The organism is Paenibacillus sp. MZ04-78.2, from assembly GCF_024213375.1.
Taxonomy (GTDB): domain Bacteria; phylum Bacillota; class Bacilli; order Paenibacillales; family NBRC-103111; genus Paenibacillus_G.
The window spans coordinates 90852-110568 of sequence record NZ_JANAVJ010000004.1 but is presented as its reverse complement, the minus strand read 5'-3'; the positions used below and the strand labels follow the sequence as shown (position 1 = coordinate 110568).

At 57.7% G+C, this 19717-nt stretch carries 20 protein-coding genes; 17 read left to right on the top strand and 3 right to left on the bottom strand.

Translation table 11 applies throughout. The features are described 5' to 3' along the window. Nucleotides 1-100: 100 nt before the first annotated feature. From eutL to eutC, 14 genes are all read left to right on the top strand, one after another. Nucleotides 101-745 carry an ethanolamine utilization microcompartment protein EutL gene (gene eutL, locus NLX71_RS04995; RefSeq protein WP_254362394.1) on the top strand — a complete coding sequence of 215 codons (645 nt, stop codon included), beginning with the start codon at nucleotides 101-103 and terminating at the stop codon, nucleotides 743-745. A gap of 27 nt (nucleotides 746-772) precedes the next feature. Next, nucleotides 773-1306, top strand: a complete 534-nt coding sequence (locus NLX71_RS04990; RefSeq protein ID WP_254362393.1) for a BMC domain-containing protein — start codon at nucleotides 773-775, stop codon at nucleotides 1304-1306. Nucleotides 1307-1324: 18 nt separating this feature from the next. After that, the gene (locus NLX71_RS04985; protein ID WP_254362392.1) at nucleotides 1325-2821 is read left to right on the top strand and encodes an acetaldehyde dehydrogenase (acetylating); all 1497 of its coding nucleotides are present in this window, start codon (nucleotides 1325-1327) and stop codon (nucleotides 2819-2821) included. A 58-nt stretch (nucleotides 2822-2879) separates the two neighbouring features. Further along, nucleotides 2880-3167 (top strand): ethanolamine utilization microcompartment protein EutM, encoded by a 288-nt coding sequence (gene eutM / locus NLX71_RS04980; RefSeq protein WP_010499900.1) that lies wholly within the window; start codon nucleotides 2880-2882, stop codon nucleotides 3165-3167. Nucleotides 3168-3172: 5 nt separating this feature from the next. After that, nucleotides 3173-3961 carry a phosphate propanoyltransferase gene (pduL, locus tag NLX71_RS04975; protein ID WP_254362391.1) on the top strand — a complete coding sequence of 263 codons (789 nt, stop codon included), beginning with the start codon at nucleotides 3173-3175 and terminating at the stop codon, nucleotides 3959-3961. 6 nt (nucleotides 3962-3967) lie between these two features. After that, nucleotides 3968-4834: a hypothetical protein gene (locus NLX71_RS04970; RefSeq protein WP_254362390.1), complete on the top strand. Its 867-nt coding sequence runs from the start codon at nucleotides 3968-3970 to the stop codon at nucleotides 4832-4834. 6 nt (nucleotides 4835-4840) lie between these two features. After that, nucleotides 4841-5122, top strand: a complete 282-nt coding sequence (locus NLX71_RS04965; protein WP_254362389.1) for a EutN/CcmL family microcompartment protein — start codon at nucleotides 4841-4843, stop codon at nucleotides 5120-5122. Nucleotides 5123-5132: 10 nt separating this feature from the next. Further along, nucleotides 5133-5474, top strand: a complete 342-nt coding sequence (eutS, locus tag NLX71_RS04960; protein WP_254362388.1) for an ethanolamine utilization microcompartment protein EutS — start codon at nucleotides 5133-5135, stop codon at nucleotides 5472-5474. 3 nt (nucleotides 5475-5477) lie between these two features. Continuing rightward, nucleotides 5478-5918 carry a EutP/PduV family microcompartment system protein gene (locus tag NLX71_RS04955; protein WP_254362387.1) on the top strand — a complete coding sequence of 147 codons (441 nt, stop codon included), beginning with the start codon at nucleotides 5478-5480 and terminating at the stop codon, nucleotides 5916-5918. A 156-nt stretch (nucleotides 5919-6074) separates the two neighbouring features. Then, nucleotides 6075-7520, top strand: coding sequence for a sensor histidine kinase (locus NLX71_RS04950; RefSeq protein ID WP_254362386.1), 1446 nt, complete (start codon nucleotides 6075-6077; stop codon nucleotides 7518-7520). Between the two features lie 54 nt (nucleotides 7521-7574). Beyond that, nucleotides 7575-8168 (top strand): ANTAR domain-containing response regulator, encoded by a 594-nt coding sequence (locus NLX71_RS04945; RefSeq protein ID WP_254362385.1) that lies wholly within the window; start codon nucleotides 7575-7577, stop codon nucleotides 8166-8168. A gap of 19 nt (nucleotides 8169-8187) precedes the next feature. Next, the gene (locus NLX71_RS04940) at nucleotides 8188-9666 is read left to right on the top strand and encodes an ethanolamine ammonia-lyase reactivating factor EutA (protein ID WP_254362384.1); all 1479 of its coding nucleotides are present in this window, start codon (nucleotides 8188-8190) and stop codon (nucleotides 9664-9666) included. Continuing rightward, nucleotides 9663-11024: an ethanolamine ammonia-lyase subunit EutB gene (locus tag NLX71_RS04935; RefSeq protein WP_254362383.1), complete on the top strand. Its 1362-nt coding sequence runs from the start codon at nucleotides 9663-9665 to the stop codon at nucleotides 11022-11024. Before NLX71_RS04940 ends, NLX71_RS04935 begins: the two co-directional genes overlap by 4 nt. 36 nt (nucleotides 11025-11060) lie before the next feature. Next, nucleotides 11061-12047, top strand: coding sequence for an ethanolamine ammonia-lyase subunit EutC (gene eutC, locus NLX71_RS04930; protein ID WP_254362382.1), 987 nt, complete (start codon nucleotides 11061-11063; stop codon nucleotides 12045-12047). Between the two features lie 87 nt (nucleotides 12048-12134). Here the strand turns inward: eutC and NLX71_RS04925 are convergent, their stop codons facing one another. Next, nucleotides 12135-12692, bottom strand: coding sequence for a PadR family transcriptional regulator (locus tag NLX71_RS04925; RefSeq protein WP_254362381.1), 558 nt, complete (start codon nucleotides 12690-12692; stop codon nucleotides 12135-12137). 289 nt (nucleotides 12693-12981) lie between these two features. Between NLX71_RS04925 and NLX71_RS04920 the strand changes: the two genes are divergently transcribed. Both NLX71_RS04920 and NLX71_RS04915 read left to right on the top strand, forming a co-directional pair. Further along, nucleotides 12982-14157 carry a HEAT repeat domain-containing protein gene (locus NLX71_RS04920; RefSeq protein WP_254362380.1) on the top strand — a complete coding sequence of 392 codons (1176 nt, stop codon included), beginning with the start codon at nucleotides 12982-12984 and terminating at the stop codon, nucleotides 14155-14157. Nucleotides 14158-14427: 270 nt separating this feature from the next. After that, nucleotides 14428-14853, top strand: coding sequence for a universal stress protein (locus NLX71_RS04915; protein WP_254362379.1), 426 nt, complete (start codon nucleotides 14428-14430; stop codon nucleotides 14851-14853). A 192-nt stretch (nucleotides 14854-15045) separates the two neighbouring features. Here NLX71_RS04915 and cysK read toward each other — a convergent pair whose 3' ends face one another. Further along, nucleotides 15046-15984: a cysteine synthase A gene (cysK, locus tag NLX71_RS04910; RefSeq protein WP_254362378.1), complete on the bottom strand. Its 939-nt coding sequence runs from the start codon at nucleotides 15982-15984 to the stop codon at nucleotides 15046-15048. A 354-nt stretch (nucleotides 15985-16338) separates the two neighbouring features. Next, complete coding sequence (locus tag NLX71_RS04900; RefSeq protein ID WP_254362377.1) at nucleotides 16339-18081, bottom strand: sigma-54 interaction domain-containing protein; 1743 nt, start codon at nucleotides 18079-18081, stop codon at nucleotides 16339-16341. A gap of 463 nt (nucleotides 18082-18544) precedes the next feature. Here NLX71_RS04900 and NLX71_RS04895 point away from each other — a divergent pair, with 463 nt between their 5' ends. Further along, nucleotides 18545-19717, top strand: coding sequence for a branched-chain amino acid ABC transporter substrate-binding protein (locus NLX71_RS04895; protein WP_254362376.1), 1173 nt, complete (start codon nucleotides 18545-18547; stop codon nucleotides 19715-19717).

The window sequence follows — 19717 nt, the reverse complement described above, 5'->3', positions numbered from 1 at the left end:
AAGGCAACGGTGCCTTTGGATTGGAGAACGCTTTCGCGCGTTCTTTGGTCCGGGGCGCCTTTTTGTCGTCTTTTGATGTATGACTGCGGAGGTGAACCAAGTGAAGCAGCCGATTCGAGCCGTGCCGCTGGCCGTCCGCATCATTCCGAACGTGGACCCGGAGCTGGCCCGGAAGCTGGAGCTGAAGCCGGACATCCGAAGTTTGGGGATACTAACGTCGAGTATCGACGACGTCGGCTATACGGCGATGGACGAGGCGACGAAGAAAGCAGCGGTGGAAGTGGTATATGCCCGTTCCTTTTACGCGGGGTCGGCGCATGCCTCGGGCCCGCTGTCGGGGGAATTTATCGGGATGCTGGGCGGCCGGACGCCGGACGAGGTGAGGAGCGGGTTGGACGCGGCAATCGCTTTGATGGAGAACGGCGCGTGCTTTTATTCCCTGAACAGCGAGGGCACGCATGCGTACTACGCTCACGTCATTTCGAGAACAGGCTCCTACTTGTCCCAAGTGGCGGGCATCGCCGAAGGCGAGCCGCTCGCGTATTTAATCGCGCCGCCGCTCGAAGCGGTGTACGGCTTGGATGCCGCATTGAAGGCGGCGGACGTCAGGCTGTGCCAATTTTACGGCCCGCCGACGGAGACGAACTTCGGCGGCGGTTTGCTGACGGGCAGCCAGTCCGCTTGTACCGCGGCGGCGAGCGCTTTTGCCGATGCGGTTCTCAGCGTCGCGCGAGAGCCGAAATAATCTGGTTAACGAAAGCGGGTGATGGAGATGACACAGTCGAGAACAGCGCTGGGACTAATTGAGACGATCGGCGTACCCGCCTTGATCGCTGCGGCCGATGCTGCGGCGAAGACGGCGGACGTCCGGGTTATGACGTTTGAAAAAGCGGATGCCGGACTCATTACCGTATATATCGTAGGAGATGTCGCTTCCGTCCGGGCGGCCGTAGAGGCAGGCGGAGAAGAAGCTCGCAGGGTAGGCAAGCTGGTCGGGACGCACGTGATTCCGCGGCCGGATCTTTCCGTTTCGGCGATGCTGGAGAGCATATGGCGGAAGGAAGCCCCGGCGGAGCCGAAGCCGTCCGCGGAGCCGGCTGCCGACGAGGCGGTAGCGGACGAAGCGGCGGGCCTTTCCGGGACGGAAGGCGGGGATGCGGCATCCGCAGAGGCGTTGGCCAAGCTTTCGCTCCAGCAGCTGCGGGAGCTTGCCCGCAATACCCCCGGATTCCCGCTGAATGCTTCCGGCATCAACACGGCGGCGAAGGCCGAGCTGATCCGGCTGCTTACGGAGAAGAAGGACTGAAGGGAGTGAGAACCCGATATGAAGCTGGACGCCGATTTGCAGGCGATACAGGATGTGCGCAGCCTTCTGCAGGAAGCGAGTCAGGCCCAGAAGCTGCTGGAAAAAATGACCCAGTCGCAGATTGACGATATCGTCGCTGCGATGGCCCGGGCGGCCGAGGCGGAAGCCGTACGGCTGGCCGAAATGGCTGTGGAAGAGACGGGTTACGGCAAAGTTGCCGATAAGACGGCTAAAAATCTTTTCGTCGCCCGAAACGTTTACGAGTCGATGAAAGACATGAAGACAGTCGGGATCGTGCGCAAGGATGACGAGCGCAAGGTGTGGGAAGTGGCGCAGCCGGTCGGTGTCGTCGCCGCGATCATCCCGTCGACCAATCCGACGTCGACCGTCATGTTCAAGTGCATGATCGCGCTGAAGGCGCGCAATGCGATCGTCATCAGCCCGCATCCGTCGGCGCTGCGCTGCTCGCAGGAAGCGGCCAAGTTGATGCGTCTGGCGGCGGAGAAGGCGGGGGCTCCCGCCGGTTTGATCCACTGCTTGTCGAAGCCCTCGGTCGAGGCAAGTAATGAGCTCATGCGGCACAAGCGGACGGATGTGATCCTGGCGACCGGCGGCACGGCGATGGTCAAGGCCGCTTACAGCTCGGGCAAGCCCGCGTATGGCGTCGGGCCGGGCAACGTCCCGGTGTACGTACACCACAGCGCGAACCTGTCCCGCGCGGTCAGCTTGATTTTGCAAAGTAAAACGTTCGATTACGGCACGATTTGCGCTTCGGAGCAAGCGATTGTCGCCGACGCGTCGATCAAGCCGCAGCTCGTCGAAGAGCTGAAGCGGCAGGGCGCTTATTTTCTGGACGAGGAGCAGAAGCGCAAGGTCGGCTCGATTTTGACGATCGGCAAAGGGTTGAACCCGAAGGTCGTCGGCCGGTCCCCGCAGGTGATCGCGGAGATGGCGGGCTTTACTGTTCCGCCGGAGGCGCGGGTATTGATTGCGGAAGAAACGCACGTCGGACACGAGTACCCGTTCTCCGTGGAGAAGTTAAGCCCGGTGCTGGCGCTCTACACCGTAAAGGATTGGCTGGAAGGCTGCAGCCGCTGTATGGAGCTGCTGGAACTCGGCGGACTCGGGCATACGCTCGGCATCCACTGCGAGAACGAATCCGTCATCGAAGCGTTCGGGCTGGAGAAGCCGGCCTCGCGCATCGTCGTCAACTCGGGCACGACGTTTGGCGGCATCGGCGCCACGACCGGCATTACGCCGTCGTTTACGCTGGGCTGCGGCTCGTTCGGCAACAATATTACGTCGGACAACATCGGCCCGCAGCATCTGCTCAACATCAAGCGCGTCGCCTTCGGCATCCGCGAGATGGATATTGCCCCTGCGGCGGCGCAGGCGGTAGAGCGGACGATGGAAAAGCTGCCGCCGGAAGCCTCCGGCAATCCGGGGATTTCGCGGGAGGATGTTCTGCAGATCGTCCGCAGCGTGCTGTCTGAATTGCAGCTGGAAGCTAAGTAAGTTTTTAAATTTAATTTTGAATCATCAACTATAATTTTATTCCAGGGAGGAATAGACAATGGCAGGAGAATTGGCAGCACTCGGAATGGTAGAAACGAAAGGACTCGTAGGATCGATTGAAGCGGCGGATGCCATGGTCAAAGCGGCCAATGTTAAGCTGATCGGAAAAGTGCATGTCGGCGGCGGTTTGGTGACAGTAATGGTACGCGGCGATGTTGGCGCAGTGAAAGCGGCTACGGATGCTGGCGCGGCAGCTGCGGAAAAAATCGGCGAGCTGGTCTCCGTACACGTTATTCCGCGTCCTCACACGGATATTGAATTTATTCTGCCGAAGCTTGAAGGCTAATCCCTATGGCGCTGATTACGGAAACGAGTCTGCGCAGCCGATTGGCTCAGGGGCTCCCGAATCCGTATCCGATCGCGGTCGGGGACCTGCTGACGCCGGCGGCCAATGATTTTTTGAAAAGCCGGGGCATCGCCATTCAGCGTCTGAAGGCCGAAGCTCCGGCGGCCTTGCCTGCGGAGCCGGCGCCTGAAGCGCCGCTCCTACCCGTCGGCGTCTCGGGCCGGCACGTGCATGTGTCGCCGGAGCATGTCGAGGCGCTGTTCGGCGAGGGCTACCAGCTTACCCCGCTGAAGGAGCTGTCGCAGCCCGGACAATTTGCCGCACAGGAAACGGTTACGCTGATCGGTCCGAAGGGCGTTCTGCAAAACGTGCGCATTCTCGGACCTTCGCGTGGGGCGTCCCAGGTGGAGATATCCCGGACGGACGGCTTTGCGCTCGGCGTGAAGCCCCCTGTCCGTTTGTCCGGCGATCTGGAAGGCACGCCCGGCATCACGTTGGCCGGCCCGAAGGGCGCGGTCGTGTTGACGCAGGGCTTGATCGTCGCCAAAAACCATGTCCATATGTCGCCTGACGACGCTCAGAGGTTTCAGGTGTCCGACGGGGACCGCATCATTCTGCAGACCCGCGGCGACCGGCCGCTGGCGTTTACGGACGTTGTGGTCCGGGTGAACCCGCGCTATGCGCTTGACGTTCATCTTGATACGGACGAAGCCAACGCCGCTCAATTGAACACCGGAGATACGGTGCAAATGATCGGCAAAAACGGCGTTTTCACGCGTGCGGAAAGGGGGTAGCGAAGGATGGAGATCAAACCGATGATCGAATCAATCGTCCGTGAGCTCGTGCAGGCGATGCAGGCGGAGCAGGTGAAAAAGCCCAAAGTGCTGTATCTGTTTTGCGACAGCACCGCGCACGAGGCGTTCACGGACCATTTTATATTGCTTAAAAACAGCGGAATCTGCTACGATCTGCTGTTTCTCGACGGAGAAACATCTGCATGGCTCGGCCTGCACAAAATCGAAAGCAGCGGTCCGGGCAAAATTATTGCCGCCGATGAGTATGCACCCGCGCCGCTGGAGCTGCCGCTCGAATACGACGGAATCGTCATTCCCGAGATCGATGTGGATAACGCCGCGCGGGCTGCGCAGGGGCTGAAAGGGACGGTGAAGGCGGAGATTTTGTTTTCCGCGCTCGTCTTGAATAAGTTCGTGCTGATCGGGGACGATATACCCGGATTGAAACGGGCGGACCGGCGTACCCTGAAAACGCTGACGCTGCCGAAGCCTTACGTCAAGCTGTTCGAGCGGTACAAGCGCGAGCTTGCGGCCCTCGGCGCGGAGTTCGCTCCGCAGAAGCTGCTGGCGGAAGCGGTCGTGCGCAAATGCGGCGCGGCGCATCCCCAGCCGGGCAACGACGCGTCGGCTAAGGGCGTATCGTCGCCGGAAGCGGCCAGCGCTCACGCCGGAGCCGCGAACGGCAGTACGGCAGCGGCAGGCAGCGCCGTGTTCGAAGGCAAGCTGCTGACCGCCGAATGGGTCAAGCGGCAGACGGATGCCGCGCCGGACGTGCGGAAGCTGATCCTTGGCAAGGGAACGATCGTTTCGCCGCTGGCAGCGGATTTGCTGAGGGAAAAAGATGTCACAGTCCAGTATGCGGATAAAGGGTGAGTTCCTATGTTTATGGGGAAAGTGATCGGCAGCGTGTGGGCCACACAGAAGGAAGAGGGCATGGACAACCTGAAGCTGATGGTCGTCCAGCCGATCGATTTTAAGGACCGCGAAGCGGGGCAGCAGGTCATCGCCGCAGACCGTATCGGAGCGGGTGTCGGCGAGAAGGTGATTATATCCCGGGGAAGTCCGGCCCGCGTGCTGTTCAGCGGCAAAATGGTGCCCATTGACGCCATGATCGTCGGCATTGTGGACAGCTTCGAGGTCGGCGACGACAGCGGAGGTTAGGAGGGGACGTATGGAACAGGACAAACAGCGGGTCATTCAGGAATACGTGCCGGGCAAGCAGCTCACCCTGGCGCATGTGATCGCTAACCCCGATCCCGTGCTGTATACGAAGCTCGGGATCGAGAAGGCGAGCGCAATAGGCATTCTGACGTTGACGCCGACGGAAACGGCGATCATCGCAGCGGATATTGCCACGAAAGCCGCGAATGTCGATATCGGTTATTTGGACCGCTTCACCGGCTCTTTGGTAGTCGTGGGAGACGTATCCGCAGTTGAAATGGCGATCGAATCGGTCAACAACTTTTTGCACGAGAAGCTGAAATTTTCCATCGCTCCTTTGACGAGGTCGTAGGCCATGCGTAAAGTCATGATCATCGGCGCCGTCGGCGCCGGCAAATCGACGTTGGTCAAAGCACTGATGGGCGAGCAGGAACCTGCGGTCAAAACGCAAAGCCTCGTGTTCCGCGACTGGCTGATCGATACGCCCGGCGAGTACAGCGAGAATCCGCTCTACTATCGTTCGCTGATGGCGACATCGTATCAAGCGGCGGCGATTTTGCTCATACAGGACGCGACCCGCGAACGGAACTATTTTCCGCCCGGCTTTGCCGAGGGCTTTCCGATTCCCGCCATCGGGGCCGTCACGAAAATCGATCATCCGAAGGCCGATCCGGACCGGGCAGTCTCGCTGCTCCGGTCATCGCTGCCTAAAGGGGAGATCCTCTTGACGTCGTCGGCCGGCGGTGATGGCATCGCAGAGCTGAAGGAGATGCTGCTGGGCATCGTGAACCGATAGCTTCACAAGGGTAGCAACGGGTACAAAAGGAAAACCTGCCGGGAAGCGCAACATACCGGAAGAAATTTACCATGTGTAAGGGCTTTCTTCGCAGCGCGGTTTGTGTGACAATAAAATCGGTGCATGTATAAATCAATACGTCGTGAGGGATTGCTTATGCCATCGATTGCCGAACTGTGCGCGGAGCGCACCCTGTTATCTGTAGAAGAAGTGAAAGTTATTATAGATTTGTCGCAACATTTGCAATTGTTCGCCGACGTGTTCCAGTCGGACGTGTTCATCGACTGTCCGCTTGCGGATCAGGGTACGGCGCTTGTCGTAGCCGAGGCCAAGCCGACAACGGCCCCGTCGCTTTACCATTCGTCGGTGGTCGGTCTGCACGCTTATGCGCACAACGAGCCGGCCGTCATGTTTTGCCTGCTTTCCGGCCAGCCGGTCATCGGTTCCCGGGGGATATCCCAAGAGCAGATCGCGATGCGGCAAAATGTCGTTCCGATCCGCGCCAAAACCGGCCGCGTGATCGGCGTGCTGATCATGGAGCAGGACATTTCGGAGATCGTCGAGCAGGAAAAAAACGTGGAGCGGCTTCGCGAAACGACGGAGCAGCTCAGCGAAACGCTGCTTGCGGTCGCTTTATCGGAAAGCAGCGTCCAGTCGCTCATGCACGAGGGCATCGTGCTGTTCGACGGGCAGGCGCATGTGACCTATGCGAACCCGCGCGCCCGGAAAATGCTGCAGGAGATCGGGCACAGCGGCGCTCCGGAAGGCTTAAGTCTGGTCGAGCTGTTTTACGGCAGACTCGATCACGCTTCGCTGCTTGCGCCAGCCGGAATCGTCCGTCAAGAGCTTGTGATCGGGCATGTCGCACTGGAATTGAAAACCGTCTCGATCAACCGGCAGCAGCAGGGCGCCCTCGGGCTGATGCTGATCCGGGACATTTCGGACTTGAAGGAAAAAGAGAAGCAGCTTGTTATTAAATCGGTTGTCATCAAGGAGATTCACCATCGGGTCAAAAACAATCTGCAGACCGTCTCCAGCCTGCTGCGGCTGCAAATGCGCCGCACGAAGCTGGACGAGGTCGAGAAAATATATCGCGACAGCATCAACCGCATCAACAGCATCGCCGTTATCCACGAGATGCTGGCCTATGACGGGCTGGAAACGATCCAGTTCAACGATGTGCTGGATCGTATCGCCAAAAACGTCGTCTCCTCCACAGCCAAGCCGGATCAAGTGATCCGCATCGCCATTTCGGGGGACACCCTGACGCTGCCATCCGACATCGCCACCACGCTGGCGCTCGTCTCCAACGAGCTTGTGCAAAATTGCGTGACGCATGCGTTCGTCGACCGCGAACAGGGAGACATTCGGATCTCGCTCTATGGCAGTGGGCAGATCGTCCGCATGGAGGTAGCGGATAACGGTATCGGACTGCCTGCCGCGGGCGATAGCGCTACCCGGAAAGGCCATCTCGGCCTGAAAATTACGGAAACGCTCGTGCGCGAAAATCTCGGAGGCCTTCTGCAGATGGCTTCCACCGGGGAAGGTACACAGGTTACGATTACGTTCCCGCTTTTCCCGACCGAGCCGAAACCGGTCTAACGCCCGTCGATCAAGCGGCGTCTTATTTGTCGGACTTATTAAGGAGGTGTCAGGATGAAGAACTCGATCGTCGTCGTGGATGACGACCCGATCATTCGAATGGATATCCGCGAAATGCTGGAGGAAGAAGGCTATGCGGTGGCAGGGGAAGCGAAGAACGGCGAGGAAGCGATCGAGCTCGTCGCCGCGCTCAAGCCCGACCTGGTCATTATGGATGTGAAAATGCCGGTGATGAACGGCATCAAAGCGTCCCGCATCATTCGCAATCTGCACGATACGGAAACGTCCGTCCTGCTGCTGACGGCGTACAGCCAGAAGGAGCTTGTGCAGGACGCCCGCAGTGCGGGGGTTGCCGCCTATTTGGTCAAACCGGTGTCGGAGGAGGATTTGATCCCGGCGGTCGAGATTGCGCTCAGCCAGAAGGAAAAAATCGACTCGCTTAAAAAAGATCTGGAGCAGCTCAAGCAGTCAATCGAGGAGCGGAAACGGATCGAGAAAGCGAAAGGGATCGTCATGAAAACCTTCGACCTGGATGAAGAAGAAGCGTACCGGAAAATGCGCGCCGTCTCGATGGCGGAAAGCATGCCGCTGATCAAGCTGGCGGATGGAATATTGAAGGACGGGCCGAAGCGCTGGCTTGGTCCTTGAAAGAGCGGTGAGCGGACGCATGGAGCCACAATGGATTACCAGCGTAGGCATCGATATCGGCACGAGCACGACCAAAATGATCGTCAGCCGGCTGAAGCTGGTGCGGACGTCAGGCGCGCTCAGTCTTCCCCGCTTCGATATCGCACAGCGGGAATTGATCTACGCGAGCCCGATCTACAGCACGCCGCTGCTCGGCGAAGACGAGGTAGATGCGGATCGGATCTGGGCCATCTTGACCGAGGAATACGAGCGGGCCGGCGTCCGGCCGGAAGAGCTGAAATCGGGCGCGGTGATCATCACCGGCGAGACGGCGACGAAAGCGAACGCGCGCCGGATCGTGCACCTGTTGGCCGAGCGGTCCGGGGACTTCGTCGTCGCGACGGCCGGGGCCGATCTCGAAGGGCTGCTTGCCGGCAAAGGCGCCGGAGCGGATCGCCGCTCGCTGGAGGTTCGCGGTGCCGTCGCCAATATTGATATTGGCGGAGGGACGGCTAATGCGGCCGTGTTTTACCGGGGAAAAGCGGTCGGCACGGTGACGTATCATATCGGCGGACGCCTGATCGAGCTGAATGCCGGGGGAACGGTGACGAGCATATCGCCGTCGATCCGCCCGTGGCTGGAGGCTGCCGGATACCGGCTGGAGCCGGGGCATACCGTCAGCTATGCGCTGCTTGAAGACCTGTGCCGGGCAATGAGCCTCGCCATGCTCGACGATTTGGCGGGCATGACGGCTCCCGAAGAGCGCGATGCGGTTCGCAAGCTGACGCTCGGCGCTCCGCTGCCGCAGGTGCCGCCCATTGAAGAATGGACGGTATCCGGCGGCATCGGGCGGCTGATGGAAGAAGCGAAGCCGCAGAGCTTGGCCGAAGTCGCCAAGCACGGCGATATCGGACCGCTGCTGGCGCATACGCTCAAAGCGTGCGCCGCGCGATATCCGATCCGGCTGGCGGTGCCCGATCAAACCGTCCGGGCGACGGTCATCGGAGCGGGCATGCAGAGCACGGAAATCAGCGGGGCCACCGTCCATTTGGACCCTTCGCTGCTGCCGATCCGCAACCTCCCGGTAAGCAAGCTGGAGCTGACGCTTTCGCTGCTTGAACAGCCGGCCTCGCTTGCCGCGGCCGTCGGGCAGACGATGCAGAGCGGCGCAGCCTTGTTCGAGCGGGACGCTTCGCCGCCGTTCGCGCTGGCCTTGGCCGGGCTCGAGCATTGTGGCTACGCCTCGCTTCAGCGATTGGCCGACCAGTTGACCGCAAGCTTCACGGACTATTTTCCGAACAGCCGGGTGATGGTCGTCGTTTGCGACAGCGACATCGCCAAGGCGCTCGGCCAATCGCTCGAAAAACGGTTAAAGGAACGGACGAAGATCGTGTGCATTGATCAGATCAAGGTCGAGCACGGTGACTATATCGATTTAGGGGAACCGATTGCGGGCATTATGATTCCCGTGGTCGTCAAGACGCTGGCGTTTCACGGCAGAGAGGGGGACCGACGTTGAAGCTGAAAACCGCTTTACTCGGCAAAACATTTCAATTTCGCGATTTAAAAGACGTGATGGCCAAGGCTAACGAAGAAAAATCCGGAGATCAGCTTGCCGGGATTGCGGCCGAGGATGCCAAGGAACGGATGGCGGCCAAGCTGGTGCTGTCCGAGCTGACGCTGGCGGACATTCGCAACCATCCGCTGCTGCCGCCGGAAACCGATGAAGTGTCACGGATCATCGAGGAAGGCGTCAACGAGAAAATCTATGCGGAAATCCGCAACTGGACCGTAGCCGAGCTGCGCGAAACGCTGCTGCGGCACGAGACGGGCAACTCCGAAATACGACGCATCAGCCGGGGGCTTACCAGTGAAATGGTAGCGGCCGCCGCCAAGCTGATGAGCAACCTCGATTTGATGCAGGCGGCGTCCAAGATGGAAGTGACAACCCACTGCAACATTACGATCGGGCAGAAGGGCGTGCTCGCGGGCCGGGCCCAGCCGAATCACCCGACGGATAACATCCAAGGCATGAAAGCGTCTTTGTTCGAAGCGCTAAGCTACGGAATCGGGGATGCCGTCCTTGGTATCAATCCCGTCATCGATTCGGCGGACAGCGTGAAGGAGCTGTTGAACGCGACCAAAGAAGTGATGACCAAGTGGCAAATTCCGACCCAAAACTGTGTGCTCGCACATGTGAAAACGCAGATCCGGGCAATCCGGCAGGGCGCTCCCGCCGACATGGTATTCCAGAGCCTGGCGGGCACCGAAGCGGGCAACAAAGCGTTCGGTATCGACGTGGCGCTGCTCGACGAGGCGGACGACCTGATCCGGCGCGACGGGACGGGAACCGGTCCGAATCTGTGGTACTTCGAGACGGGGCAAGGCTCCGAGCTATCCGCCGAGGCGCATTACGGCATCGACCAGGTGACGCTCGAATCGCGGTGCTACGCGCTAGCAAGGAAATATAACCCTTTTATGGTCAACACGGTGGTCGGCTTCATCGGACCGGAATATTTGTACGATTCAAAGCAGGTCATCCGCGCCGGACTGGAAGACCATTTCATGGGCAAGCTGCAGCAGCTGCCGATGGGCGTAGACGTCTGCTACACGAACCATATGAAGGCGGACCAGAACGATATGGAAAATTTGTCCGTGCTGCTGACCGCCGCCGGCGTCAACTTCGTCATCGGCGTGGCGATGGCGGACGACTGCATGCTGAATTACCAGTCTACGAGCTTTCACGACATCGCCACGCTGCGGGAGATGATGGGGCGGCGCCCCGCGCCGGAATTCGAACGGTGGCTGGTCAAGATGGGCATTATGGAAAACGGACGCCTGACCCCGCTGGCCGGGGACCCGACGCTGTTTATGTAACCATTCGTACAGCGCTGCGAGAGGAGGAGAGAAGCGATGACCATTTCATTAGACCGACTTGTCGACCAAGTGATGGCGGAGCTGGAGAAGAAGCTTGGAGCGGGCACGGTCGGCCTGCCAGGCGAAAAAGATGCGCCGGCTTCTAAAGGCACAGCGGACGCCGTCGATTCAAGGCAGACGAAGGAAGACACGGGCTCAAGCACGGTGGGTGGAAGCCAGGAGCATGCTCGTCAATTTCCTGCGATGGACAACGATTCCCTCGCGGAGGAACCGGGCGCCCTTGGCTTCGGCGTGGAGGCGGCGTATCATGTCCCGAACCCCAAGTGGGCCGAGGGCATGGACGAGCTGCTGGCCAGCACGCCCGCTCGCATCGGCGTATGGCGGGCGGGAACGCGGCCGCTGACCCGGGAAATGCTCAAATTCCGCTGCGATCACGCCGCTGCCGTCGATTCCATTTATGGTGAGGTCAATCAAGCGGTGCTGGACGAATTCGGCATGCTTACCGTGGAGACGCGCTACGGGAACACCGAAAATTATTTGAAGCGCCCGGACATGGGCCGCATCGTGACGGACGAGGGCGTGGAGCTTATCCGCAAAAAGTGCGTCATGAAGCCGCAGGTGCAGGTGGTCGTTTCGGACGGCTTGAGCGCCAACGCGGTCGATGCTAATTTGCGCGACGTCTATCCGTCCTTGCTGGATTCGCTTGAGGCTTACGGCTTGAAAGCGGGCACGCCGTTTTTCGTGCGCGGCGGACGCGTTGCCGTCATGGACCAGATCGGCGAGCTGCTGCAGCCGGAGGTGCTCGTTCTCTTGATCGGCGAGCGACCCGGACTCGTGTCGTCGAAATCAATGAGCGCCTATATGTGCTTCCGCCCCCGGCAGGGAACCGTGGAAAGCGACCGCACCGTCGTCTCCAACATTCACCGCGGCGGCACGCCTCCGGTTGAAGCGGGCGCGCATATCGGCACGATCCTGAAAAAAATGATTGAACAGCAGGCAAGCGGAGTTCGCTTAGAAATCTAACAAATCCGGCGTTCTGTATTTGCCGCAGATGAAAAATAAAAAGCGATTCGGCATCGCATCCGTTCCTTTTCGATCATTTCGACTGCCTCAGAACAGCAAGCCTTGCTCAAGTTTGCCGACCATGCCTTCGATCCACCGCAGCTCGGCTTCCAGCCGCGCCGAGAAGAGCCGCAAATTTTCGCTTAAGTAATGCGGAGAATTGGCGGGAAAAAGGTTGAAATCGGCGGTGACCTTAAAGCCCTCGACCTCGGCGCGAAGCAGATTGATCCGATGGTGGAAGGCGCGAAGCAGATGATCCTTCGGAATGTGGTTCATAAACATCAGTGCAATGTGGAACGAATCGAACCCCGGCTTGTATTCCCAGATGGCCTTATCGAGTAGCCGCTCGAATTCCTGCCTTCCCTTATCGGTCAATAGGTAGGCGATTCGGGCGGGTCCTTTTTTATTTTCGATGATTTTCTCGGAGGAGGCCGTTTCCGCAAGTCCTTCGGAAGCCATTTTATTCAGCGCAAAATAGATGGACCCGTAAGCGATGTTCGCCCACTTGCCGGCATGCCAAATTTCTAACTCCTTGCGCACATCATATCCGTGAATCGGTTGACGTTTGAGCAGAACGCCCAAAATAAGCAGACGGGTTGACGACATGGTTCGTGTCCTCCGTTAACAAAATAAAAAAGACATCCATGCGCCACGCGCCGAAACGGAGTAAGCTTCGAGGGCAGGGCGCAATTATGTCTCTCCAATGGATTGGTCGATAATTCATAATTTCGATGTAAAAAGTTGGAATACGATTCATATGTATCATATCTGTGCTTGTTTTGGTTGTCAATGCCCAATTTGCTGTGTAAAGAGATCGGCTGAGTTTGCAAAAAAACTTGAGTCTGCGCCCGTTTCCCAGTATATTGGGGATATCCATATTTCACGGGGGGAGAACATGAGTCGAAACGACGAACTGACCGGGTATGGCCGCCATCATCTCCAGATGGAATCGTACGGAGCGGCCGCCTTTTGCTTTTATCGGGCTACAAAAGAAAACGAATTCAACGGAAACGCGTGGAACGGACTCATTCTTTCGCTGAGTCTGATGCGCCGGGAGGAAGAGATCCGCACGACGCTCGCCCGCTTCGCCCTGCAGCCGGGACTGGATTTCGACCGTGACCTGCTGACCTTCGTCTTCATGATGTGGCAGCAAAATCCGCGCGCTTCGGCCGAATGGCTGCGCCGCGTCGTGCAATTCAACGGCATCCCCGACAAGGACAAGCTGGCGTTCACGGAAATTGCGGAGGACGCCGAACGGGCTTACGAGGATCTGGTCGCGAAGTACGGCGCGGAATCGTTGCACAGTAACGGTATGCTGACGCTTGAAGAGTATGCGGCGCGTCCGATTCAATTGGACTGGCTGCTGGAAGCGCCGGTCGATACGATTTACGAGCAGCTGCAGTGGTGGCTTGAGGATAAGGATTCGGCGCTCGCTGCGGTGCGCCTGCTCTGCATGCTGCCCGATACGCGAAGCGAAAAGCTCCTGCGCCGCGTCTGCCGAAACGTCGCCATCGAGCCGAAGGTGCGGACGCACGCGCTGCTGGCGCTCCGCTGGCTCGGCGTTCGAGGCAATGCGCGGCTGTACAAGTTCAACGAGTCGTTCGTTATTGACTTGGACAACCCGAAGCCGGAGCTGACCGTTTCCGTTCCGGCCGTGTACAAGCCTGCGCTGGACCGTGTGAAGCTGTGGGCGGCCAAAGAGAAGGGGCTCGTGACGTCCGAAGTGTACGAGCGGTACGCTTCGACGGACGAGGTCCAACTGCCGCCCGAGATCGACGAACAGATGGATGAAGCGGAGGTTCCGCCGCTTCTGCAGGAAGTGTCGCATGCGCTCATTCGCGCCGCCCATGACGAATACTACCCGCTGGTGCCGACGATCAGCGGCACGCGCCAATGGAGCGCCGCCCTGCTCATGCTGATGAAGGATTATGCCGTCGGCATCGGGGAAGGATGGCCGTATGGCGAGCCGGAGCAGGACGAGACGGCGAAGCAGCACCGCAACTGGCTGCTGAGCGCGAGCCCGGATTTTTATCCGAGCATCGAGGAAGTGCGCAAATTGAAAGAAAGCTGATTCTGGCGGATGTGCCCGTCGCTTATGAAGGCGGGGCAGGGAACGGACTGAGGGCGCAAAATACTAATGCTACAGACCTGACCGCCCGTATGGATTAACGCATTCGCGCTCCACTATTTTTCGAATCGTTTCAATGGCAAAACGCCAACCGATATGACGGTTGGCGTTTTTGGTTTGTGTTGGCGCATGGAAGAACGCCGGTTTATTTGTCCGTCAGGTGTGCTATACTTGTTATATTGCCTGCTATCGATTTCCGAAAGGATGGTTGCCATGTTTACAAGTATATTGGTTGCTTACGACGGTTCCGAGTTGTCCCAAAGAGCCTTGACTAAAGCGAAAGAGCTGGCGGGAGAGTCGAACGCCAAGCTTGAGGTCGTACATGTTCTGCATCATCCCGTTGTCGTCATCGGCGAAGCGGTCGTATCTCCTCCGCGAAGCTATGTGGCTGAGTACATACAGCAAGCCCAATCACTCATCGACCAAGTGGAGCGGGAAATCGCCGGGCTTCCGAACGCGAAAGCCAGTTTGCTGCAAGGTCAACCTGCGGACTCTGTTTTGGATTATGCAGGGGAGATCGGGGCGGATCTCATCGTGATCGGAAGCCGAGGCTTGTCCGGCCTCAACGAGTGGGTGCTTGGAAGCGTGAGCCATCATGTCGTGCAGCAAGCCCGGATTCCCGTCCTTGTCATTAAATAGGGGCAAAGCGCGTTCATGACCGGCAGTTGTGAGAAATAAAGCGGTTGATAGACTGGGACCATAGGAGTACACATTCTTCATATTTTAATTTACTTGGAAATGTTGCATATCTACCGGATCACCGGAGACCGGAGCCTGAGATGAAGGCTGCCAGGTCTCTTTTGTATTCCGGGGTACAGCGCCGCCGCGTAGTTATTCTTCCTGATACAGGTCGGTTGACAAGTAGCGCTCGCCCGAATCCGGCAGCAGCACGACGATCGTTTTTCCCTCATTCTCGGGACGGATCGCCAGCTCCGTAGCGGCAAAGGCCGCGGCGCCCGACGATATGCCGACCAGCAGTCCTTCCTGCTGTCCCAGCAGCCTGGAAGTCCGGTAAGCGTCGTCTGTGCGCACTTTGACGATCTCGTCGATGACGGACCGGTCGAATACTTCGGGTACGAAGCCCGCGCCCAGCCCCTGAATCTGGTTAGGCCCGGGCTTGCCGCCGGACAGTACGGGCGAATCGTGCGGCTCCACCGCAACGATGCGCACGGCCGGATTGTGGCGTTTCAGCACTCCGCCGACGCCCGTCACCGTTCCGCCGGTCCCGACGCCTGCGACAAAAATGTCGACTTTGCCGTCCGTGTCCGCCCATATTTCCTCTGCCGTCGTCTTCCGGTGGATCGCCGGATTGGCCGGGTTATTAAACTGCTGGGGGATGAACGAATGCGGGGTTTCCGCCGCCAGCTCGTCCGCTTTGCGGATCGCGCCCGGCATCCCTTCGCCGCCCGGCGTCAGCACGACCTTTGCGCCGAGCGCCTTCAGCAGATTGATCCGTTCCCGGCTCATCGTATCCGGCATGGTCAGGATCAGCTTATAGCCCCGGGCGGCCGCTACGGAAGCGAGGGCGATACCGGTATTACCGCTTGTCGACTCGATGATGACGGATTCCTGCGGACGAATAAGTCCCCGCTCCTCCGCGTCGATGATCATGGCGTAGCCGATCCGGTCTTTGACGCTCCCGGCTGGGTTGAAAAATTCCAGTTTGGCCAGCAGAGTTGCTTTTAATTCTTGTTTTTTATGATAATTGGATAATTCCAACAAAGGGGTATTTCCGATCAGATCCGTTAAGTTTTTTGCGATACGGCTCATCTGTATTCCTCCATTCATTCCGATTAACCCTATTCTATTAATTACAATATATCATGATACTGCAATAACGCTCGCGAGGTCAAACGACGCCCGGACGGCAAGGCTGCTGCGGAGGCTTCGAGACGAGCTGAACGAAGCGGGGGCGCTCGGCTGCGGGTCCGGCACCTGTCAATGGGCATGTCCGGCGATTTTGAAGCAGCCATTGAAGAAGGCGCTGCATGGCTCAGGCCCGGCTCCGTTCTGTGCAAGCAGGAAGGCCGATCCTGCAAAAACGGCAAAAACGGCAAAAACGGTAACCCCGCAGGGCGGCATCGTCATGCCCACGGAGTTACCGCTATTATTTTGTCGGCCGGGTTATCCCAAATGAAGCTCCTTCATTTTGTTGTACAGGGTTCCCCGGGAAATGCCTAACAGCTTCGCTGCGGCGCTCTTGTTGCCGAGCGTCTTCGCCAAGGCGTCTGCGATTAACGATTTTTCCTCTTCCTCGGTATTCCTCGTTTTTAATATTCTCAAATGCTGGTCGGGCTGCTCCGCGTTGGGCTTGTCCAACTGCGGCTGCTCCTTTTGCAAATGCGGAGGGAGATTGGCCATCGTAATGCGTTCGTTTTCGCTGAGAATCAAGCATCGTTCGACGACGCTCATCAGTTCGTTGATATTCCCCGGCCAATCGTAATTGGAGAATGCCAGCATAACTTCGGGATCAAGCTGCGGAACCGGCTTTTGATACTGCAGCGCGAATTGTCTGACGAACGTTTGCACCAGCGAAGGGATGTCTTCCTTTCGCTCGCGAAGCGCAGGCAGCGCGATGGAAATGACGTTCAGTGCGTAATATAAATCGGACCGGAACAGCTGCTTTTCGACCATCTTCTGCAAATCCTGATCGGTCGCCGCGATAATGCGGGCGTGCACCGGAATCGGCGAAGTCCCGCCTGTCCGGACAACCGTTTGCGTCTGAATATACTGCGACAGCTTCGCTTGAATGTCCGGCGGCAGCCGGTCGATCTCGTTCAGGAACAGCGTGCCTTGATCGGCCAATTCCAATTTTCCGGCGCTGCCGGTCGGATTGCCCGAGAATGCGCCTCCCTGAAAGCCGAAAAGCTCCGTTTCCAGCAATCCGGCCGGAATGGAACCGCAATGCAGCGTCATGAACGGCTTGTCGGCCCGCGGGCTGGCCTGATGGATCACTTGGGCGAGCTGTTCCTTGCCCACACCGGCTTCCCCAATGACCAGCAAAGGATTTTCGGCACCGGCTACTTTTCGCGCCAGCCGGATCGCATTGCCAATGAGCTCGCCTTTGCCCTTGATGAAGGAAAAGGGGTCCTCTTGGCTTGCTTGTTCGTCGAAGCGCGCCATATGGGTCGAAGAAAGCTCGTCGTTCAGGCGGACTAGTTGGGTGATATCCTGCTCCGTGGCAATCCCGCCGATAATTTGGCCCTTATAATCCACAACGGGAGAAGCGTTAACGAGCACGTGATTGCCGGGACGCGGGCGGTGATACGTATTGCGGATCATCCGGCCTTCATCCAGCATCCGGAGCACCATGAGCGCTTCCGGCTGGAAATGCTCGCCGATGCGTCTTCCCAATATATCTTTCTTGGCGATGCCGTACGTCTCTTCGGCGACGGTATTCCAGCAGATCACCGTGCCGGTTTGGTCGACGACCGTGACCGCATCGGTTACCGTTTCGGCCAACGTGAAGAAGTAGGAGGCAAGCCGCTGCTGTTCTTTATAAACGAAGGTTAGCAGCTCGGCCATATAGCTGTAGCCGACCACCGTTCCGTCCGCTTCCCGAAAGACGACAGGCCGCTGGGTCGCGGCAGGCAGCCCCATGAAGCTTTCATAGTTCCCGGCGGATGCCTCCGAATAAGGGAGTACGGGAGATAGTAGATTCAGGCTGCCGGGCAATTCGTCGACCGTGTTATCGTGCCCGTGCTCGAAAAGCCAAAGATCCCCGGCAGTAAGCAAGTAAACGCCGTTATCCTTCTGGATACAGACGGCGGTGTCCTGACGCAGGCGTGTCGAAATTTCGCCGATTGTCGAATGAAGAGGAAGCATATGCAGTTGTCGATGAATAGGTAATTGTTCAGCATTGAACATAGGCGGCCTCACATTAGGTTTTATAATTAAATTAACATGAAAGAGAACGCGTTACAACTGAATGCAAGCGGTCGTTTGGATTATTTCCCGTGTAGAATATGTTCATTTTTGAACATAAAAACAAATAACACAAAGTTTTTTGGTAATAGTATGTACAAAATAACAAATAGTATGTATAATTAGTGCGTGAAAGATGAAAAAAGTGAGAATTAAGTAAAATAAAGTAAGATACGAAAATCCACTATACTCCATCGGTTGAACCAACCTTCTCTCCGACACCATGTTGCTCATCAAGCCATTCATGCTTTGTTGCCCATACTTGATGTACCCGTTCGCTTTAATCTTGCGCTGCTTTGCTGCGTGATGGTGGCGAAAGCTTGCTGAGAAATCCCATACAGAAGTTTTGTGAAAAGATTGCTTTGTCGCTTCATAAAAATAAAGTCTCGGGAGGTCGTCTAAAACGATGAAAAAGCAAACGTTAATTGGAATTGGGGCCGTTATTTTAGGAATGTTATCGCTTACAGCATGCGGAGGAAATCCCGACGGAGCGAAGCCTGCGACAGGTGCGGCGGAAGGGTCGGCCTCGGGCAAGGAAATTAAAATCGGAATGATGTTCCCGTTGAGCGGCAACGAGGCCAAAATGGGCCAGGACATGAAGCAGGCGGCGGAATTGGCGGCCGTCGAGATCAACGCCGAGGGCGGAATTAACGGCAGCAAAATAAAGCTTGTCGCTCAAGACGACGCTTGCGATCCGCAGACCGCTACGGCTGCCGCCAACAAGCTCGTATCCGAGGGCGTAACCGCCGTCGTCGGCGGCTATTGCTCCGGTGCGGTGATCCCGGCTACCGGCGTGTTCCATCAAAACGGCATCCCAATGGTCGTTACGGCAGCCGACTCGCAAAAAATCGCCGATCAGAAATTTCCGGAAATCTTCATGATCAACGGCACGGGGCTGCATCAGGCGCAGATGGCGACGAAGCATATGGTCAATAAGATCGGAGCGAAAAAAGTTGCGATTATTCACGACAACTCCGCTTTCGCCAAAGACTTGGCGGAAGTGACGAAGAAGCAGGTGGAGAGCGCGAGCGCTGGTTCGAAAGTCGTCGTATTCGACGCCGTGAACCCGGACGAAACGGACTTCTCCTCGCTGGTGTCCAAGCTGAAGCAAGCGCAGCCGGACGCGACGTACTGGACGGCGTACTATAAGGGTGGAGGCCTGTTCATTAAGCAATTCAAGCAGCAAGGCGTTTCCGGCATCATTGGAGTCGGCGACGGAGCGAACGACAAGATGCTAATCGACATTGCCGGTAAAGATGCGGCCGAAGGCACGTTCATCACCGGCAGCCCGGCGGCGGAATTCCTGCCGGAGGCGAAGAAATTCATCGATGATTATAAAGCCAAGTTCTCCCAGGAGCCAGGTCCGTACTCCGCACTGCAATACGACGGAATCAAAGTGATGGCTGATGCGATCAAGCGCACAGGCTCCACCGACAAGAAGGCGATTACCGAAGCTTTGGCCAAATCCGATTTGAAAACGCTCACCGGACAAGTTTCCTTCACCCCGCAGGGCACGTTGAAGAAGTCCAATTTCGTTGTACTGCAAGTCAAAGAAGGCAATTTCGCTCCTTCGAAGTAA

What these genes read in the sequence shown, in the direction of transcription:
- NLX71_RS04915 (WP_254362379.1), top strand. Translation starts at nt 14,428, where the DNA reads ATGTTTACAAGTATATTGGTTGCTTACGACGGTTCCGAGTTGTCCCAA.
- eutC (WP_254362382.1), top strand. Translation starts at nt 11,061, where the DNA reads ATGACCATTTCATTAGACCGACTTGTCGACCAAGTGATGGCGGAGCTG.
- NLX71_RS04940 (WP_254362384.1), top strand. Translation starts at nt 8,188, where the DNA reads ATGGAGCCACAATGGATTACCAGCGTAGGCATCGATATCGGCACGAGC.
- NLX71_RS04945 (WP_254362385.1), top strand. Translation starts at nt 7,575, where the DNA reads ATGAAGAACTCGATCGTCGTCGTGGATGACGACCCGATCATTCGAATG.
- eutS (WP_254362388.1), top strand. Translation starts at nt 5,133, where the DNA reads ATGGAACAGGACAAACAGCGGGTCATTCAGGAATACGTGCCGGGCAAG.
- pduL (WP_254362391.1), top strand. Translation starts at nt 3,173, where the DNA reads ATGGCGCTGATTACGGAAACGAGTCTGCGCAGCCGATTGGCTCAGGGG.
- NLX71_RS04970 (WP_254362390.1), top strand. Translation starts at nt 3,968, where the DNA reads ATGGAGATCAAACCGATGATCGAATCAATCGTCCGTGAGCTCGTGCAG.
- NLX71_RS04895 (WP_254362376.1), top strand. Translation starts at nt 18,545, where the DNA reads ATGAAAAAGCAAACGTTAATTGGAATTGGGGCCGTTATTTTAGGAATG.
- NLX71_RS04955 (WP_254362387.1), top strand. Translation starts at nt 5,478, where the DNA reads ATGCGTAAAGTCATGATCATCGGCGCCGTCGGCGCCGGCAAATCGACG.
- cysK (WP_254362378.1), bottom strand. Translation starts at nt 15,984, where the DNA reads ATGAGCCGTATCGCAAAAAACTTAACGGATCTGATCGGAAATACCCCT.
- NLX71_RS04965 (WP_254362389.1), top strand. Translation starts at nt 4,841, where the DNA reads ATGTTTATGGGGAAAGTGATCGGCAGCGTGTGGGCCACACAGAAGGAA.
- NLX71_RS04985 (WP_254362392.1), top strand. Translation starts at nt 1,325, where the DNA reads ATGAAGCTGGACGCCGATTTGCAGGCGATACAGGATGTGCGCAGCCTT.
- eutM (WP_010499900.1), top strand. Translation starts at nt 2,880, where the DNA reads ATGGCAGGAGAATTGGCAGCACTCGGAATGGTAGAAACGAAAGGACTC.
- NLX71_RS04925 (WP_254362381.1), bottom strand. Translation starts at nt 12,692, where the DNA reads ATGTCGTCAACCCGTCTGCTTATTTTGGGCGTTCTGCTCAAACGTCAA.
- NLX71_RS04900 (WP_254362377.1), bottom strand. Translation starts at nt 18,081, where the DNA reads ATGTTCAATGCTGAACAATTACCTATTCATCGACAACTGCATATGCTT.
- NLX71_RS04990 (WP_254362393.1), top strand. Translation starts at nt 773, where the DNA reads ATGACACAGTCGAGAACAGCGCTGGGACTAATTGAGACGATCGGCGTA.
- NLX71_RS04920 (WP_254362380.1), top strand. Translation starts at nt 12,982, where the DNA reads ATGAGTCGAAACGACGAACTGACCGGGTATGGCCGCCATCATCTCCAG.
- NLX71_RS04950 (WP_254362386.1), top strand. Translation starts at nt 6,075, where the DNA reads ATGCCATCGATTGCCGAACTGTGCGCGGAGCGCACCCTGTTATCTGTA.